This window comes from Pseudomonas fluorescens, from assembly GCF_003732425.1.
Classification (GTDB): Bacteria; Pseudomonadota; Gammaproteobacteria; order Pseudomonadales; family Pseudomonadaceae; genus Aquipseudomonas; species Aquipseudomonas fluorescens_BE.
Map to the genome: position 1 here is coordinate 575,711 of NZ_MOBX01000014.1, position 16,507 is coordinate 592,217.

At 59.2% G+C, this 16,507-nt stretch carries 12 protein-coding genes and 2 tRNA genes; 5 read left to right on the forward strand and 9 right to left on the reverse strand.

Going from position 1 to position 16,507, the window contains the following annotated elements; translation table 11 throughout:
- Positions 1-255: 255 nt before the first annotated feature.
- On the forward strand, positions 256-2,097 hold the full coding sequence (locus tag BK670_RS19780; protein WP_404942486.1) for a potassium transporter Kup: 1,842 nt from the start codon (positions 256-258) through the stop codon (positions 2,095-2,097).
- 176 nt (positions 2,098-2,273) lie between these two features.
- On the opposite strand, the gene BK670_RS19785 is transcribed toward BK670_RS19780, so the two are convergent.
- Entirely contained in the window at positions 2,274-2,570 is a 297-nt protein-coding gene (locus BK670_RS19785) for a DUF3077 domain-containing protein (protein WP_123452181.1), read from the reverse strand.
- Positions 2,571-3,207: 637 nt separating this feature from the next.
- Between BK670_RS19785 and BK670_RS19795 the strand changes: the two genes are divergently transcribed.
- Genes BK670_RS19795 through BK670_RS19805 form a run of 3 tightly spaced genes read left to right on the forward strand, consistent with a single transcriptional unit; the run spans position 3,208 to position 5,355 of the window.
- A complete protein-coding gene (locus tag BK670_RS19795; protein WP_123452186.1) occupies positions 3,208-3,975 on the forward strand; it encodes a MarR family transcriptional regulator in 768 nt (255 codons plus the stop codon).
- Between the two features lies 1 nt (position 3,976).
- Positions 3,977-4,675: a hypothetical protein gene (locus BK670_RS19800; protein ID WP_123452187.1), complete on the forward strand. Its 699-nt coding sequence runs from the start codon at positions 3,977-3,979 to the stop codon at positions 4,673-4,675.
- Positions 4,672-5,355, forward strand: a complete 684-nt coding sequence (locus tag BK670_RS19805) for a serine/threonine protein phosphatase (protein WP_123452189.1) — start codon at positions 4,672-4,674, stop codon at positions 5,353-5,355. Before BK670_RS19800 ends, BK670_RS19805 begins: the two co-directional genes overlap by 4 nt.
- Before the next feature lie 198 nt (positions 5,356-5,553).
- Here the strand turns inward: BK670_RS19805 and BK670_RS19810 are convergent, their stop codons facing one another.
- From BK670_RS19810 to BK670_RS19825, 4 genes are all read right to left on the reverse strand, one after another.
- A complete protein-coding gene (locus BK670_RS19810) occupies positions 5,554-6,849 on the reverse strand; it encodes a virulence factor family protein (protein ID WP_123452191.1) in 1,296 nt (431 codons plus the stop codon).
- Positions 6,849-9,488 carry a bifunctional lysylphosphatidylglycerol flippase/synthetase MprF gene (mprF, locus tag BK670_RS19815; protein WP_123452193.1) on the reverse strand — a complete coding sequence of 880 codons (2,640 nt, stop codon included), beginning with the start codon at positions 9,486-9,488 and terminating at the stop codon, positions 6,849-6,851. Before mprF ends, BK670_RS19810 begins: the two co-directional genes overlap by 1 nt.
- Before the next feature lie 279 nt (positions 9,489-9,767).
- Positions 9,768-9,844, reverse strand: a tRNA-Met gene (locus BK670_RS19820).
- Between the two features lie 222 nt (positions 9,845-10,066).
- Positions 10,067-10,143, reverse strand: a tRNA-Met gene (locus BK670_RS19825).
- 279 nt (positions 10,144-10,422) lie between these two features.
- On the opposite strand from BK670_RS19825, the gene dinB reads away from it, so the two are divergent.
- Positions 10,423-11,484 (forward strand): DNA polymerase IV, encoded by a 1,062-nt coding sequence (gene dinB, locus BK670_RS19830; RefSeq protein ID WP_123452195.1) that lies wholly within the window; start codon positions 10,423-10,425, stop codon positions 11,482-11,484.
- A gap of 123 nt (positions 11,485-11,607) precedes the next feature.
- Here the strand turns inward: dinB and BK670_RS19835 are convergent, their stop codons facing one another.
- The 4 genes from BK670_RS19835 to BK670_RS19850 all read right to left on the reverse strand — a co-directional run bounded on the left by BK670_RS19835 (position 11,608) and on the right by BK670_RS19850 (position 16,380).
- The gene (locus tag BK670_RS19835; protein ID WP_123452197.1) at positions 11,608-12,561 is read right to left on the reverse strand and encodes a hypothetical protein; all 954 of its coding nucleotides are present in this window, start codon (positions 12,559-12,561) and stop codon (positions 11,608-11,610) included.
- A gap of 17 nt (positions 12,562-12,578) precedes the next feature.
- Positions 12,579-14,294, reverse strand: a complete 1,716-nt coding sequence (locus BK670_RS19840) for a proline--tRNA ligase (protein ID WP_123452200.1) — start codon at positions 14,292-14,294, stop codon at positions 12,579-12,581.
- 129 nt (positions 14,295-14,423) lie between these two features.
- On the reverse strand, positions 14,424-15,983 hold the full coding sequence (locus tag BK670_RS19845) for an AmpG family muropeptide MFS transporter (protein ID WP_123452202.1): 1,560 nt from the start codon (positions 15,981-15,983) through the stop codon (positions 14,424-14,426).
- A gap of 43 nt (positions 15,984-16,026) precedes the next feature.
- Positions 16,027-16,380 carry an MGMT family protein gene (locus tag BK670_RS19850; protein WP_123452204.1) on the reverse strand — a complete coding sequence of 118 codons (354 nt, stop codon included), beginning with the start codon at positions 16,378-16,380 and terminating at the stop codon, positions 16,027-16,029.
- Between the last annotated feature and the right edge of the window lie 127 nt (positions 16,381-16,507).

Sequence of the window (16,507 nt, forward strand, 5' to 3'; positions counted from 1 at the left end):
AGCGGTGAGCAACGCACTTGACCAGCTTTATGCAGGGAAATACGACGAGTGCTGCGCTATGCTTCGCGCCGTTGAGCTTTACCAATTTTTTACAGTCAACAAAACGTCTGTAACAACCGGTAAAACAGCGCATGCTGCACCACAAAGCATAGTGCTTCATTCAAAGAAGCCGGATCTGAGAAGTAGGAGTGTTGGATGGGTCAGGCAAGTAGTCAGGCGGCGGGCGCCGAGCATTCGGCTGCAAAACCGCTGAGCATGCTGGTCGCGGCAGTCGGGGTGGTTTACGGCGACATCGGCACGAGCCCGTTGTACACCCTCAAAGAAGTTTTCGCTGGTCACTATGGGGTGCCGGTTAACCACGACGGAGTTTTCGGGATTCTGTCGTTGATTTTCTGGTCGCTGATTTGGGTCGTCACCATCAAGTACGTGTTGTTCGTACTGCGCGCTGACAACCAGGGGGAAGGGGGGATCATGGCGCTGACCGCTCTGGCGCGACGTGCATCCAGCCGCTACCCGAAACTGCAAACGGTGCTGGTGATTCTGGGGCTGATCGGTGCAGCGCTGTTTTACGGCGACAGCATGATCACGCCGGCGATTTCTGTATTGTCCGCGGTTGAAGGTCTGGAGCTGGCGTTCGATGGCCTGGAGCGCTGGGTGGTGCCGATGGCACTGGTGGTGCTGGTCGCGCTGTTCCTGATCCAGAAACACGGTACCGATCGCATCGGCAAGCTGTTTGGCCCGGTGATGGTGGCGTGGTTCCTGGTACTGGGCGGTTTGGGTATCAGCGGAATTATTAAACACCCGGAAGTATTGAGCGCGCTGAACCCGATTTGGGGTGTGCGTTTCTTCATCGTGCATCCGGGCATGGGCGTGGCGATTCTCGGCGCGGTGGTGCTGGCACTGACCGGCGCCGAAGCCTTGTACGCCGACATGGGCCACTTCGGCCGCAAGCCGATTGCCCGCGCCTGGCTGATTCTGGTGCTTCCGGCCCTGGTGCTGAACTACTTCGGTCAGGGCGCGTTGCTGCTGGAAAACCCGGAAGCGGCGCGTAACCCGTTCTACCTGCTGGCGCCGAGCTGGGCACTGGTGCCACTGGTGGTACTGGCGACCCTGGCCACGGTCATTGCTTCGCAGGCGGTGATTTCCGGCGCGTTCTCGTTGACCCGTCAGGCCATCCAGCTTGGCTACATTCCGCGCATGCACATACAGCACACTTCCAGTGCCGAACAGGGCCAGATTTACATCGGCGCGGTGAACTGGGCGCTGATGGTCGGCGTGATCCTGTTGGTCATTGGCTTCGAATCCTCGGGCGCGCTGGCGTCGGCTTACGGTGTGGCGGTGACCGGCACGATGCTGATCACCAGCATATTGGTGTCGGCAGTGATTCTGCTGTTGTGGAAATGGCCGCCGTTGTTGGCGGTGCCTATTCTGATTGGCTTCCTGCTGGTCGATGGCCTGTTCTTCGCGGCCAACGTGCCGAAGATCATTCAGGGCGGTGCGTTCCCGGTATTGGCGGGGATCGTGTTGTTCATCCTGATGACCACCTGGAAACGCGGCAAGGAGCTGCTGGTCGATCGCCTCGACGAAGGCGCGCTGCCGCTGCCGATATTCATCAGCAGCATCCGCGTGCAGCCACCGCACCGCGTGCAGGGCACAGCGGTGTTCCTCACCGCGCGCTCCGACGCCGTGCCGCACGCGCTGTTGCATAACCTGCTGCACAACCAGGTGCTGCACGAGCAAGTGGTGCTGTTGACGGTGGTCTACGAAGACATCCCGCGCGTACCGCCATCACGGCGCTTCGAAGTCGAAGCGCACGGCGAAGGCTTCTTCCGGGTGATCCTGCACTTTGGTTTCACCGACGAGCCGGATGTGCCGCAAGCGCTGAAGCTGTGTCATCTGGATGATCTGGATTTCAGCCCGATGCGTACCACGTACTTCCTCAGTCGCGAAACGGTGATTGCTTCGAAGCTGGAAGGCATGGCGCGTTGGCGTGAGGCGTTGTTTGCGTTCATGTTGAAGAATGCCAATGGCAATTTACGGTTCTTTAATTTGCCGTTGAACCGGGTGATTGAGTTGGGGACGCAGGTGGAGATGTAAGCTTCTCCTCAACTGAAAAGCCCCCGTCAGCCTAGTGGCTGGCGGGGGCTTTTTTGTGGGCGGCAACTTCAGATCAAAAGATCGCAGCCTTCGGCAGCTCCTACAGGTTTCGCATTCCATGTAGGAGCTGCCGAAGGCTGCGATCTTTTGATCTTCAAACCTCTACAGGCCTTCAGTTATCTCTGCTCAGACTCGGTCTTCGTCCGCGCAGGTCGTGGGATCAGTGTCTGTATCACATCATCAAGCAAAGCCTTGCCCATCACCGTCAGGTAATGCGCCGCCCAAGCGTGGCGGTCGGTGTCTCTGATGAAGGCAGCGTCCTCGGCGAAGGATTTTGCGAGGGATAGCAGGTCGGAGGATTGGGACAAGGCATCGATGATCGGGATGCCGGCGCGGACGTTGAAGAACGCTTGATCCGAGTTGTAGAGGAAAGGGGTGAAGCCGATGGTTTTAAGATCAGATGGATTGTTCATTGTCAGTTCCCTTGATTTTGAGAGCTGCCGCATCCGATACCAAGCGAATGGGTGGCAGCTGTGCGCAGGTTGGTAAACCGGGGAACCAAGGAAACCGGCACGCTCGAAAGCGTCCCACACACAGCTGCCATAACACAGGGGCTCGGACGGGATTTCGCCTGAGTCGTGTCGGGTGCGCTGTTGCGCCTTATTCCACCGGGTTACCAAGCCCGATCGCTGAATGGGTCAGCGACGTCCGGAGGGTATCCCGTCAAAAAACAGCGCAATAGAGCGGCAGAGCGTCGAAACACGAGTTTCGGAGTTTGCCTACAAGGTCTGTGGGCGTCATCTGATATTGCGAGACGGGAAGTAAACGATACTAAACGTCACGCACGAACCGACGTGTGCAAAGCATTCAGGTACGTATGACGGCATCAGCGGAACAAGAAGTACAGGATGAACCAGAGGAGCTTCGGATCGAAAAGAAGGCCAGTGAACGATTGCTCATCTTTGATTTGGCCCAAGCAATCAGCCATGACGATATGAGGGCAAGGTATGCAGCGATTAGTGATCGACTCAAGGGCTTGACGACCCGGCCTCGTCAGTGAGACAAGTGTCCACGTTTTATGGAATGTGGACACTTGAGGTTTTGATCTAAATGAAGAGTCAAGACATTTTACTTTTGTTCAAAATGGCCAGTCTCCACGCTCAGGAAGAGAACCTCTTGGGGGAGATGGAGGCCGAATCGAATTCGGACAGGGTCGAAGAGCTGCTCAGGCCTTATGTCGTCAGCCGAATGACCGCAGGGGAGAGTGTGGGGAAGCCATTGGTCACCTACTCCACTGATGGGGAAGACACAATCTTCCATCGCCGCGAACTTGATTCGCCTTTCGCTGATGGGCCAGGCTGGGAGGGATGGGCGGAACCAGCATCTGATCCACCGCTGACCAGTTGGAGCGATCTGTACTCTCTGCGTGCGCTGTCTGCCTCTCTCGGACTGAGCAAAAGCGAAGTCTCAAATGCTCTCGCCCGATGCCGGGAATCCGGACTGCTCATTCATGACTACGACACCGGGCTTGCCAAAGTGCACCGCCGGGAACTGCTGAAAATTACCGAGCACGCGCTGAAGTACTTCTTCCCGGTCAAGCCTGGCGCGATGGTTCGTGGCATACCCACAGGTTTTGCGGCGCCTGCGCTGTCCAAAAGCATCAAGAGTGCGGGTGGTTTGATTCCGGTCTGGCCGGATGCGCAGGGAACCGAGCGAGGCCAAGCGATAGTGCCGCTTTACAAAACAGTGCCGGAAGCGGTGAAAAAAGACCGGATCCTTTACCACTATCTGGCGCTAGCTGATGCAATCCGTCTGGGGGGGCCACGTGAGTGTGGTGTGGCAATCAGTATTCTGAAGGCAGGGATGGGGCTGAAATAACATGTCGTCAAACGCGGATCACAACTACGAACTCATTGAGTTCGTGGCTGAAGGCTTGGGCGAGGCGTTTCTCGCCGAAGTTGCCTTTGTTGGCGGTTGCACAACCGCCATGCTGGTTACAGATACAGCCGTGCTGGACGACATTCGTTTCACTGATGACGTTGATCTAGTGATCGAGTTGGCCGGTATCAGCGCCTGGAACCATCTCACCGAACGGCTGGCGGCCAAGGGTTTCAAGATCACGGGTGAAGACGAGGTCAATTGTCGTTTTCGCTTCAATGACGTCGTCGTTGATGTCATGCCTTCCGACCCAGCAGTGCTCGGCTATGCCAACCGCTGGTTCGTCGAGGGGCTGGCGAGGGCGGATAAATTCACCCTGCCCAGCGGCACTGTCATCCAGATATTCCAGCCCACGTATTTTCTCGCGACGAAACTGGAAGCTTTCGCCGGTCGGGGAAATGGCGATCCTTATCACAAGGATGTCGAGGACATGATCATCTTGATCGATGGTCGGCCTGAGCTGTTGGAGGAGGTGGGCCAGACTGACAAGGACCTCAAGGGGTTCATCACAGAGGGAGTCCAGAAGCTGATGGCGCTCGATGGGGTTGGCTACGTGATCGAAAGTTCAGGCTCGGTGCAGGCGAATCCGGGCAGAGGGCAGATTATTCACAGGCGTATGAAAGCGCTGGCCAACGCATGAGATACCACTCCCGATCAATCACTGGGCAAGCCAGCAGAACAAATAATGACTATGCCGGAGCGACCTGTGAGGGTGACGGTGGTTTTTTTGTTGTCGCGGATGGCACTTCCAAGCGCGGCAGTGGACAGCTGGCTGAAAGCTTCGTAAGCGGCATGTTGGCGGCTCATTCCACACAGATGGAGCAGGGGAGCTATCCTGCAGAGCCCGCAGCTGTTGAGCATCTATTGGGTTCAATACTGGCGGATTTTCATGCGTCGTTGCCTGCTGATCAGGCGGGAGCCATCTGTTACCTGATTGGCTTGGTCGCTCATGGCCGACTCACCGTTGCATACGAAGGTGACTGTTCATGCGGGATTGTGACGCTTGCGGGAGCCATCGAGTGGATTACGTCACCTCACTGCAAAGCCAATTGGCGGCGCGACCGTTCGCACTGCGAGTTGGCGCAAGACCCCGCGCGAAATTCGGTAACACGATGCTTGAAGATCAATCGGGTTCCGAACCCTGACTTTGTTTGTTGTGCACTGGACGCTGTTGAGCGCTTGGTTTTTGTCACTGATGGCTTTTGGGCGGATTTGACGCAAGCCCAGCAAAGCAGTTTGTTGGCGGCGCCGGATAGCGACATTAGCGTTGGCGACGATGATGTCACATGGATAGATGTTCAGCTTGGCCAGCAAGACTGAAGAGTTGTCTGAGTTCGGCCCAATACCCCTGTGGGAGCGAGCCTGCTCGCGAAGGCGTAGTGTCAGTCGACGAATCTGTAAACTGACCCACCGCTTCGCGAGCAGGCTCGCTCCCACAGGGGATTTTCGTGGCTGCTGGAATGTAAAAAGCCCCCGTAACTGTGAAGTTGCGGGGGCTTTTTTTGGGCGCGGCTCAGATCACTCTTCGGCAACCGAGTCCTTGCTCTGACGCTTTTCGATCAAATCCACCAGACGCTTGGCCAGCGCCGGATAGTTCTCGTCGAAGTGGTGGCCGCCAGGCAGTTTCACCGCTTCACCCACCGCAGTCTTGTCCGTGCAGCCGCTTTCATCCGTCTCTTCTTCACCATAGATGCACACAACCTTGGCGGCTGGCAGCTTGGCCATTTCCGGGCCGGTGGCGGCTTCTTTGCCGGCGTTGCCGAGCCAGCCTTCGACTTCGATTTCGAAGCTGCCGGTGCGGGCGAAGGCCAGCAGGATGATTGCGTCGACGCGTTGCTGCTCGGTGTCCGGCAGGCGGTTGTAGATCGCCGGCAGGACGTCAGCACCGAACGAGTAACCGGTGAGGATGAAGCGTTTGGTGCCCCATTTCTGCCGGTAGTGCTGCATCAGTTCGGTCAGGTCCAGGGCGCTTTGCTCCGGGCTCTTGTGCTGCCAGTAGTAGCGCAGGGTGTCGATGCCGACCACCGGGTAGCCGATCTTCGCCATCTCGCCGGCCACGTCGCGGTCGAGGTCGCGCCAGCCGCCGTCACCGGAGAGGAACAGGGTCACGGTGTCTTTCGCTTGGCCGGCCGGCACTTCCACCACCGGGATGGCCAGACCGCCGTTGGCCTTGTCGCCGCCAACGAGGATCTTGCGCAGTTCGTTGTTCAGCACTTGCGGCAGGTTGATGTCGTAGTCGCTGATGCTGGTTTCGGCGTTCGGTTGATCGCGCACGAAACCTGCGCTGGCGTCGTCCGGGTTGTCGTTCCAAGCCACCAGCCAGTGGCCGTGGGCGGCGGATTTCGGCAGCAGGTGGGTGCAGCCACCCTTTTCCAGGGCGAGGTCAACGGAGACGGCTTGGGCCTTGTCGTCTTTTTGCTCGGACAACCAACGCCAGGCCAGTACCGCGCCGGGGCCGATACCGCTGACCAGCGTGGCCGGGCCGTTCAGTTCGCGCAGACCGGTTTGCAGGGCGCGGCTTTGCAGCAGGCAGTCCTTGGGCAGAATCACCTGAACGATCTGCGCCGAAGCGCTGCGGCTCAGGGTGGTCAGTTGTTTTTCACTGAGCTTCTGGTCGTCATTAACGGCGATCAGCACCTGCGCCTTGGGCTTGGTGCCGGGGATGATGCGGGTCAAAACGGTGCCGTCTGCCGCCGTAATAGGTTCGAGCGTCGGTTCCGGTGCCGGACGTTTGAGGTACCAGAAACCGCCGCCGGCAATCACGGCCAGCACGATCAGTGCGGCCAGGATGTACTTCAGGGAGCGTTGAATCATCAGCGTTTCACCAATCCAGTCAAGCCGCCCGCGATCAGGGCAGCAGTGTCGGCCAGCGCTACCAACGGATCGAGTCCGGCGGGCACGGCCATATAACGGGGTTCCCAGTCAGGCTGGAACTTGTCTTTGAAGCGGCGCAAGCCTTGGAAGTTGTACAACTGCTCACCACGGCGGAAGACCATCGAGCCCAGACGCTGGGTCAGCGGTGCACCACGCCGGGGTTGCAACCCCGACAACGGCACCATGCCCAGACTGAAGCGCGCGTATCCGTGACTCTTATAGTGTTGAATCAGGCCGACCATCATGAATTCCATGGTCAGCTTGGGGGCATCCGGGTGCGAACGCATCAGATCGAGGCTGGCCAGGTCGTGGCTGTAAGTCTCGAGCAGGTTGGCGAATGCCACCGGGCGCCCTTCGAAGCGAATCACCGCGATGCGGAAATGCTTTAGGTAATCGTCACTGAAACGGCCGAGGGAGAAACCTTTCTCACGCACGTTCTTGCCGGTCAGCCACGCATCGGAAATCACTTTCAGCTCGTCCATCGGCGCCTGACCGGGCTCATGGATTTCCAGCGACAAGCCGTCGCGGGTGCCACGGTTCCAGGTGTAACGCAGGTCCTTCATCTCTTTGCCCTTGGCTTCCAGGTCAAAGCGATGCAGATCGACCCGGGCTTCTTCGCCGAGTTTGATCGCGGTCAGGCCGATGTCCATGTAGTACGGCAGGTTCTCCGCGCGCACCTGGTAGAAGACCGGGCGGGCGTGGTGAATATCGCAGAGGTCGCGGAACTGCCAGATCATCTCGGCGCGTTGCTGGCCGGGGCCGATCGGGTCGTACAGCGCCACCAGGCTGCGGCCACGGCGTGCGTACATCAGGAACGCTTCGTCGTTCTGGTAAAACAGCAACGCCTTGTCACCGGTCAGCGCGAGGCCACCGTCGGGTTGCGACGATGCCATCAAAATCTTCGCCGCGCGATCGAGCTCGTCAGGCGTCGGCAGGTGAATGACCGGGCGCGCGGTGCGCAACAGCCAGGTCAGTGCGATCACCAGCAACAGCACAGCGGCACCGAGCAGCGAGCGCAGGCCACGCGGGGCGTCAGCGTCGAGGGTGAACTGCCACCACAGTTGATGGCTGTACGGTACGTCCTGATAGGCGAACAGCAGTAGCCACGTCGAAGCGCCCAGCACGCAGAGGCTGGCCACCAGATACAACGGCGAGAACGGCAGTTCGGTCAGGCGGCTCGGGCGATAGAACGAGCGACGGAACACACCGAGCAATGCTGCGGTGAGGGTCATCAGCGTGGCTTCTTCCCAGTCGAAGCCTTTGAGCAGCGAGAGCAGGGCGCCGACCAGCAGCAGAATGGTGGTGAGCATCCACGCGGCCGACAGGCGCCGACGCAGGCCCTGAGCCAGCATCAGACAGAGTACGCCGATCAGGCTGGCGCCGAAGTGCGAGGCGTCGACCAGACGATGCGGGATCAGAAAACCGATGTGCTCCAGGCGTGTATCGATCTCGGGGGTAGCGCCAGAAAACAGCAGTACCACACCGGACAGGAACACCAGCACCGCCAGAATAGGTGCTGCCAGACCCGATGCTGCGCGCATGGTCTGAGTCTGAAACAGGCGCTGACCTTCGTTGATCAGCAGGAATACGCACGCGACCAGCAGCGGCAGCACCACATAGATCAAGCGATACAGCAGCAACGCCGCGGCCAGTGGTGCGGCGCCGAGCGTGTCGGCGAAAGCGGCCAACAGGATCGCTTCGAAGACGCCGACGCCGCCGGGCACATGGCTGAGTACGCCGGCAGCCAGCGCCAACAGGTACACCAGCAGGAATGCACCAAACGGCGGCGCTTCTGGCAGCAATAGATAGAGGACAGTCGCTGCAGCGGCAACGTCGAGCGCAGTGATGACCAGTTGCAGGAACGTCAGGCGGCGACCCGGCAGGCGCAGGGTACGGCGACCAACCCTGACCAGCAGGTTGTCGCGCAACGGTTGTTCCGGCAGGCGCCGACGGTAGATGCCGATAGCCAGTACTGCGCCTAGCAACAGCACGGCAGCGGCGACCGTGCCGAGCAAGCCTTCGGACAAACCCAGTGCCTGGGAGGCCGCTGGCAGGTCGCTCAGCGTTGCCAGTGCGGCCAGCGGCGGCAATGCGCAGCCCAGCGACAGGCTGGCGAACAGGGTCATGTGCGCGACTTCCGACGCCCCTAGCCCCAGCCGTGCATATAAACGGTAGCGCACCGAACCGCCGGACAGCAGCGACAGACCGATTGCATTGCCGATCGCAAACGCGGTGAAGCCGCCCAACGCCAAGGTGCGCGGCGGCAAGGTCACGCCGGCATAGCGGCTGGCCGACCATTCGTAGCCGAGCAGGATAATGAAGCCGACCACCGTCGCACCGAATGCACCGAGGAGCGCGGGTTTCGGCACGTCGAGAATCGAGTCGTGCAAGGCATCGAGATCGAGTTCGGCGAGCAGATGACGACAGGCAATCAGCGCAATGGCGAACAACAGCAAGGTGACCCCCAGCCCGATGGGCTGACGGTATTTGCTCAACCGATCCAGCAAGCGCAGGCGCTCGGGTTTGATCGGGTGTTCCGCTGTGACGGTGTCTTGTGGATCAGACGAGTTGGCGCGCATCAATCACCTCTTGGATTGTGCGCGACAGGATGGAGGTATCCAGCCAAGTTACCAATCCCTGTAGAAAAAAATAATCACAAAATACTACGCCTCTCACCGGGCATCGGCGAGGGCAGTTCCTGGATTGCAGAGGCCTTGCCTGCGACTCAAGCATAGTCGCAAGTGAGTACTTCTGAAGATCCCAAGCGGTTCACTGCACAGTGACAGATCATTGTTGCGAAAGGACTTTTTCAACAGATACAAAAAAGGCCACTCTTTCGAGTAGCCTTTTTTGATGTTTGGTTGCGGGAGCCGGATTTGAACCGACGACCTTCGGGTTATGAGCCCGACGAGCTACCAGACTGCTCCATCCCGCGTCTGTGTGGCGGCATTCTACAGGCGAACGGCGAGGTGTCAACCGCTAATCCCATAAAGGGTCAAATAAGTGTGCATTCGCGTCAAACGGTCGCAGCTGATGCGTTAAGTTTCGGAAATGCAAAGAATTCCTGTTTGGCGATCGCTTCTTTATAAGAAGAGGAAATCGACAAAACAGACGCGCACAAAAAAGGCCACTCTTTCGAGTAGCCTTTTTTGATGTTTGGTTGCGGGAGCCGGATTTGAACCGACGACCTTCGGGTTATGAGCCCGACGAGCTACCAGACTGCTCCATCCCGCGTCTGTGTGTCGGCATTCTACAGAGGAACGCAGGGGTGTCAACCCGAAATCTGGATAAATCTGTTGAGGTTCAATCGGTTAGCGCATTTTTCCGGGTGTTTGTTACGCTACAGGTCAGGCTGGGCAAGGCTTTCAGCTCTATTGGCGGCCGCTCGTCGATTGAGAAAATAAATTCAAAGGACATTTCCTACCGCCTGGAAAGAACATTCACACCACTGGTGCTATATACAGGTGTCAGTGAGATACTGCCGATCCGGTTCGCCACGTTTCCTTTTCTGACATGACTCAGCGAAAAATCATCCACATTGACTGCGACTGTTTCTACGCCGCCATCGAGATGCGCGATGACCCGCGTCTGGCCGGCAAGCCGTTGGCGGTGGGTGGTTCGGCGGACCGGCGCGGGGTGATCGCCACCTGCAATTACGAAGCGCGGGCCTATGGCGTGCGTTCGGCGATGGCTTCGGGACATGCTTTGAAGCTGTGCCCGGACCTGACCATCGTCAAGCCGCGCATGGACGCCTATCGCGAAGCGTCGAAAGAAATACACACGATCTTCAGCGACTACACCGACCTGATTGAACCGCTGTCGCTGGATGAGGCTTATCTGGATGTTTCCGATAGCGCGCATTTCGGCGGCAGTGCCACACGCATTGCCCAAGACATTCGCCGGCGGGTCTCCAATCAATTGCACATCACCGTGTCTGCGGGCGTGGCGCCGAACAAGTTTCTGGCAAAAATTGCCAGTGACTGGAAAAAGCCCAACGGCTTGTTCGTGATTACGCCGGATCAGGTCGAGGACTTTGTCAGCGGTTTGCCGGTGAGCAAGTTGCACGGCGTCGGCAAGGTCACCGCCGACAAGCTCGGCAAACTCGGCATCGTCGACTGCCAACACCTGCGCGAGTGGGACAAGCTGGCGCTGGTGCGCGAATTCGGCAGTTTTGGCGAGCGACTGTGGAGTCTGGCCCGTGGGATCGATGATCGGCTGGTGCATAACGACAGTCGGCGTCAATCGATCAGCGTGGAAAATACCTACGACGTTGATCTGCCGGATCTACGCAGTTGTCTCGACAAACTGCCAGAGCTGCTGGAAACCCTGAAAACCCGTATGGCGCGGATCGACAGCAGTTATCGACCGGGCAAGCCGTTCGTCAAAGTGAAGTTTCATGACTTTACCCAGACGACACTTGAGCAGGCCGGGGCAGGGCGGGATCTGGGCAGTTATCAGTTGATGCTGACGCAGGCGTTCAATCGCGGCGGCAAACCGGTGCGGTTGTTGGGGGTTGGGGTGAGGCTTGAGGATTTGCGCGGCGGGTTTGAGCAGATGGAGTTGTTTGAGCGGTAGTTTTCCGGTGTGTCTCAGGGCCTCTTCGCGAGCAGGCTCGCTCCCACATTGGATTGTGTTGTTCACCAATCCCCTGTGGGAGCGAGCCTGCTCCGGGCGGCGTTCCGACGAAGCTTTTAGCTGTCAGTTCGGCCCTGGATCAGCCACCAGACGCCCGGCATCCTTGGTCAGCGACTTGAGAAACTCAGCCTGCAACTCAGGATCGTTTCGCGTCAGTTCGATCAGGCTTTGTTCCAGTTCGCTGGCTTCTTCTTCCAGACCCAGTTCCGACAGGCGTTTGACCCGGTGCACCCACTGGCTCACTTCGTCGTCTTCCAGATCGTCATAGATCAGCCCGTGCGCTTCCAGCAACTTGCCGCGCAGACGACTGCTGATCATCAGCGATGAGTCAGAGTGCACGTCATCCTTGGCGTCTTCGACGCTGATCTGCAGTTTGCCGACATGATTGAGGTCATTTTCGGCAAATGGACTGTCGAGCAGGTTCAGGCGCAGCACACCGTTACGATCGGTGGTCATGTCGAAGGTCTGTTTGCCAGCCTTGACCTGTACCGGACGCTCGCTCCACGGCAGGCTCGAATACTCCGTGCGCTTGTCGCGCTGGACTTCATCAATGCCGGCCAGGTTCTGTTGCGCACGACCGTTGGACTGCGCGTTCATGAACGGGTTGAGCCCGGCAAAACCATAGCTCAGCCAGTCCCTGGTGACGCTGTCCGGCAAGTTGCCGAGGGCGAACACATTGACCACGTTGGCGCCGATGCCACCCACCACGGCTACCGCGCCCAGCGGAATCTCATAGACTTCCCGCCAGGGTTGGTAAGGCGTGTAGCGGTCGTAGCGACGCGTCACTTCGAACTCGGTGACTTCGAAGGTCTTCTGCTCGTTGATCTTCACGCGTCGTTGCGGCAGCTCAAGTTCCTTGGGCTCACCGACATCGATCTGCAGGCTGTGGTCGAGCAGTTTTCGCTCGACCCGCTCTTCGTGCTCGCTGCGTTGTGACATGTGATTGGCACAGCCGCTGACCAGCAGGGCACCGCACAGGGCGGTGCCTCCGAGGCCTAAGGTGTTTCGCTTGAACATGACGTCTCTATCTGGTTTCAGCGGCGGATACGGGCCTGAAGGAAGGACACCACATCGGCGACCGGCAGCGCTTGCGCTTCCGGCTCGGTACGGCTCTTGTATTCCAGATTGCCTTCGGCGAGGCCGCGGTCGCTGACCACGATCCGGTGTGGAATGCCGATCAGCTCCATGTCCGCGAACTTGATGCCCGGGCTGGTTTTCTTGTCGCGATCGTCCAGCAGCACTTCGAAGCCGGCCGCCGTCAGTTCGGCGTACAGCTTGTCGGTGGCTTCGCGCACCTGCTCGGTTTCATAACGCAGCGGTACCAGGGCGATCTGGAACGGCGCCAGGGTGTCGCTCCAGATGATGCCGTTTTCGTCGTTGTTCTGCTCGATGGCCGCAGCCACCACGCGGGATACGCCGATACCGTAGCAACCCATTTCCAGGGTCACCGGCTTGCCGTTCTCGCCCAGCACTTCGCACTTCATCGCCTTGCTGTACTTGTTGCCCAGCTGGAAGATGTGCCCGACTTCGATGCCGCGCTTGATTTCCAGGGTGCCTTTGCCGTCCGGGCTTGGATCGCCGGCGACCACGTTACGCAGGTCTGCGACAGTCGGAACCGGCAGATCACGCTCCCAGTTCACGCCGAAGTAGTGCTTGTCGTCGATGTTCGCGCCGATACCGAAGTCGCTCATCAGCTCGACCGAGCGGTCGATGATGATTGGCAGTGGCAGGTTCAGCGGACCGAGCGAACCGGCGCCGGCGCCAATGGCGTCACGCAGTTCGGCATCGCTGGCCATGACCAGCGGGCTGGCCACGCCAGGTTGCTGGGCAGCCTTGATTTCGTTGAGCTCGTGGTCGCCACGGATGACCAGTGCGATCAGCTTGCCTTCTTCTTCGGCGTGCACGATCAGGGTCTTGATGGTCTTTTCAATCGGCAGATTGAATTTTTCCACCAGCGCCGCGATGGTTTTGGTGTCTGGCGTATCGACCAGGCGCAGCTCTTCGGTCGGAGCAGGGCGCGACGTTTCACGCGGCACCGCTTCGGCTTTTTCGATGTTCGCCGCGTAGTCGGAGCCATTGCTGAAGACGATGTCGTCTTCGCCGGACTCGGCCAGTACGTGGAATTCGTGCGAACCGGCACCACCGATCGAACCGTTATCGGCTTCAACCGGACGGAATTTCAGGCCCAGACGCGTGAAGATGTTGCAGTAGGCTTCATGCATGCGGTCATAGGTGATCTGCAGCGACGCCTGATCAGCGTGGAAGGAGTACGAGTCCTTCATGATGAACTCGCGACCGCGCATCAAACCAAAGCGTGGGCGGATTTCGTCACGGAATTTGGTCTGGATCTGGTACAGGTTGATGGGCAGCTGTTTGTAGCTGCTCAACTCGTTGCGCATCAGATCGGTGATCACTTCTTCGTGGGTCGGGCCCGCGCAGAAGTCGCGACCGTGGCGGTCTTTGATGCGCAGCAGCTCAGGGCCGTACTCTTCCCAGCGCCCCGATTCCTGCCACAGCTCGGCCGGTTGGGTGCTCGGCATCAACACTTCGAGAGAACCGGCAGCGTTCATCTCTTCGCGAACGATCGCTTCAACCTTGCGCATTACCCGCAGACCCATGGGCAGCCAGGTGTACAGGCCCGAGGCGAGTTTGCGGATCATGCCGGCGCGCAGCATCAGCTGGTGGCTGATCACGACCGCATCGGAAGGCGTTTCTTTCTGTGTGGCGAGCAAAAATTGACTGGTGCGCATGGTTGGCCGTTGTCGGTTGCTATGACTGGAAATGACGGAGCAGTGTACCGGCGAGTTTTGCTGACGTACAGAAGTGTGGCCGGAGGAGGGGGCCAACGGCAGGAATCCTCCTGCCGTTGGTGAAACGTCTTACGACTCTTCTGTAGCCGGCGTCGGTACAGGCTCGGGCGTTGGCGTCGGGCCTTCGCGGCGGCTTTCCTGAAACCAGTGCAGGGCGATCAGTATCAGCGTCGGCACACCGAGCAGGGCGGTGATCAGGAAGAAGCTGTGGTAACCGAATTTCTCCACCATCACGCCGGAATAGCCACCCATCAGGCGCGGTAGCAGCAACATGATCGAGCTGAGCAGGGCGTATTGCGTGGCCGAGAACTTCAGGTTGGTCAGGCTCGACAGGTAGGCAACGAACGCCGACGTCGCCAGGCCCGAGCTGAAGTTGTCGAGGGAAATGGTCACCATCAGCATCTGCAGGTTCGGGCCCATGTCAGCGAGCATCACGAACAGCAGGTTGGTGGCTGCCGAGGCTGCGCCGCCGATAAACAGAATCGGCAGAATGCCGAAGCGCACGATCAGCAGGCCACCCATGCCGGCACCGACCAGCGTCATGATCAGGCCGAAGATCTTGCTGACACTGGCGATCTGATCCTTGGTGAAACCCTGATCGATGTAGAACACGTTGGCCATGACGCCCATCACCGTGTCTGACATTCGATACGTGGCGATCAGGCCGAGCAACAGCAGCGCCTGCCAGCGATAGCGCAGAATGAAGTCGTTGACCGGCGTCAGCACCGGGGCGAGGCCGCGACGCCCCATGGTCGACAGGCACAGACCGGTGAGCAGCGTATACAGAATGGCGCGCAGAAAGGCGCGGTCTTCGAGCAGCAGGTCGAGCGGGCTCATGCCGCCGAACAAAACGCTGGCGAAATCGGTGTTGTAGAGCTGAGTGAACATCGCTGGCACGGAGACCAGCAACACGATCAGCACGAACACCGACATCAACTGATGCATGAATGTATAGCGACCGGCCTGCAACTGCGTGCGCAGCGGCACCGGCGGCTCGCGCATGAGCAGCGTGGTCAGCAGCGCGGGAATCATCAATGCGCCGAACAGCGCGTACGTACCGGCCCAGGCTGAGTGCTTGTAATTGAACCCGGTAGACCCGAAGCCCTCAGCGAAGAACAGCGCGCCAGCGGTAGCCAGCAGCGCCGCTACGCGATACCCGGACATATAACTGGCGGCGAGGGCGGCCTGACGGTTGTCTTCGGCGATTTCCAGGCGATAGGCGTCCACCGCGATATCTTGAGTGGCGGAGGCGAAGGCAACGACGACGGCAATGGCGATCAGCCAGGACAGATGCTTCTGCGGATCACAGAAACCCATGCCGATCAGGCCGAGGATCACCAGCGCTTGCGAGAGCACCAGCCATGAACGGCGACGGCCGAGTTTGCCCAGCAACGGCAGGCGCCATTGGTCGAGCAGCGGTGACCAGACCCATTTGAACGCGTAGGCCAGGCCGATCAGACTGGCGTAGCCGATGGTTTCACGGGCGACACCGGCTTCACGCAGCCAGACGGAAAGCGTAGAGAACACCAGCATGTACGGCAGGCCGGCGGCGAAACCGAGCAACAACAGCACGAGCGTCGAAGGACTGGCATAAGCGGCTAGCGCGGCGCGCCAGGTTTTACGGGGCATGGGCTGAAGTCTGCCTCAAGATTGCGAAAACAAAGCGCGCACTCTAACCGCTGTGCTCTACCGGACGCCAGCCATGGCGCTGAATATCCACACGATTGTTCCGGACGGTGATGCCTTCCATGCGCAATCGCGCCCGTTGTTCATCGCCGGACGGGCTGCCGACCGGCAGGCTGATCCGACCGCCAGCGCCCAGTACGCGGTGCCAAGGCAGTTTGGTATCGCCGGGCAACTGACTCAAGGTGCGACCGACCCAGCGGGCGGCGCGCCCCAACCCGGCCAGCTCGGCTAACTGACCATAGCTGACGACTTTGCCTTTGGGCACTTGGGCGAGCGTCGAATAAAGCGCCGTGCGTCGGATTTGCGCATCGTTTTCAACGCTGTCGAGCGGGTCTGTCACGTACACGGTTCCTGAGCATGAACAGTTTGATGGCTTTCAGAGTAATCGGTGATCGCGCAATTGAGAAATGAACTCATCGGAAATAGTCCGGTCAGTCCTTGTCAGGGTCTTATTCCTACGGATAATG

Bases quoted from the DNA above. Each gene is read 5' to 3' on its own strand.
- BK670_RS19780 (WP_404942486.1), top strand. From the start codon at position 256: ATGCTGGTCGCGGCAGTCGGGGTGGTTTACGGCGACATCGGCACGAGC.
- BK670_RS19785 (WP_123452181.1), bottom strand. From the start codon at position 2,570: ATGAACAATCCATCTGATCTTAAAACCATCGGCTTCACCCCTTTCCTC.
- BK670_RS19795 (WP_123452186.1), top strand. From the start codon at position 3,208: ATGAAGAGTCAAGACATTTTACTTTTGTTCAAAATGGCCAGTCTCCAC.
- BK670_RS19800 (WP_123452187.1), top strand. From the start codon at position 3,977: ATGTCGTCAAACGCGGATCACAACTACGAACTCATTGAGTTCGTGGCT.
- BK670_RS19805 (WP_123452189.1), top strand. From the start codon at position 4,672: ATGAGATACCACTCCCGATCAATCACTGGGCAAGCCAGCAGAACAAAT.
- BK670_RS19810 (WP_123452191.1), bottom strand. From the start codon at position 6,849: ATGATTCAACGCTCCCTGAAGTACATCCTGGCCGCACTGATCGTGCTG.
- mprF (WP_123452193.1), bottom strand. From the start codon at position 9,488: ATGCGCGCCAACTCGTCTGATCCACAAGACACCGTCACAGCGGAACAC.
- dinB (WP_123452195.1), top strand. From the start codon at position 10,423: ATGACTCAGCGAAAAATCATCCACATTGACTGCGACTGTTTCTACGCC.
- BK670_RS19835 (WP_123452197.1), bottom strand. From the start codon at position 12,561: ATGTTCAAGCGAAACACCTTAGGCCTCGGAGGCACCGCCCTGTGCGGT.
- BK670_RS19840 (WP_123452200.1), bottom strand. From the start codon at position 14,294: ATGCGCACCAGTCAATTTTTGCTCGCCACACAGAAAGAAACGCCTTCC.
- BK670_RS19845 (WP_123452202.1), bottom strand. From the start codon at position 15,983: ATGCCCCGTAAAACCTGGCGCGCCGCGCTAGCCGCTTATGCCAGTCCT.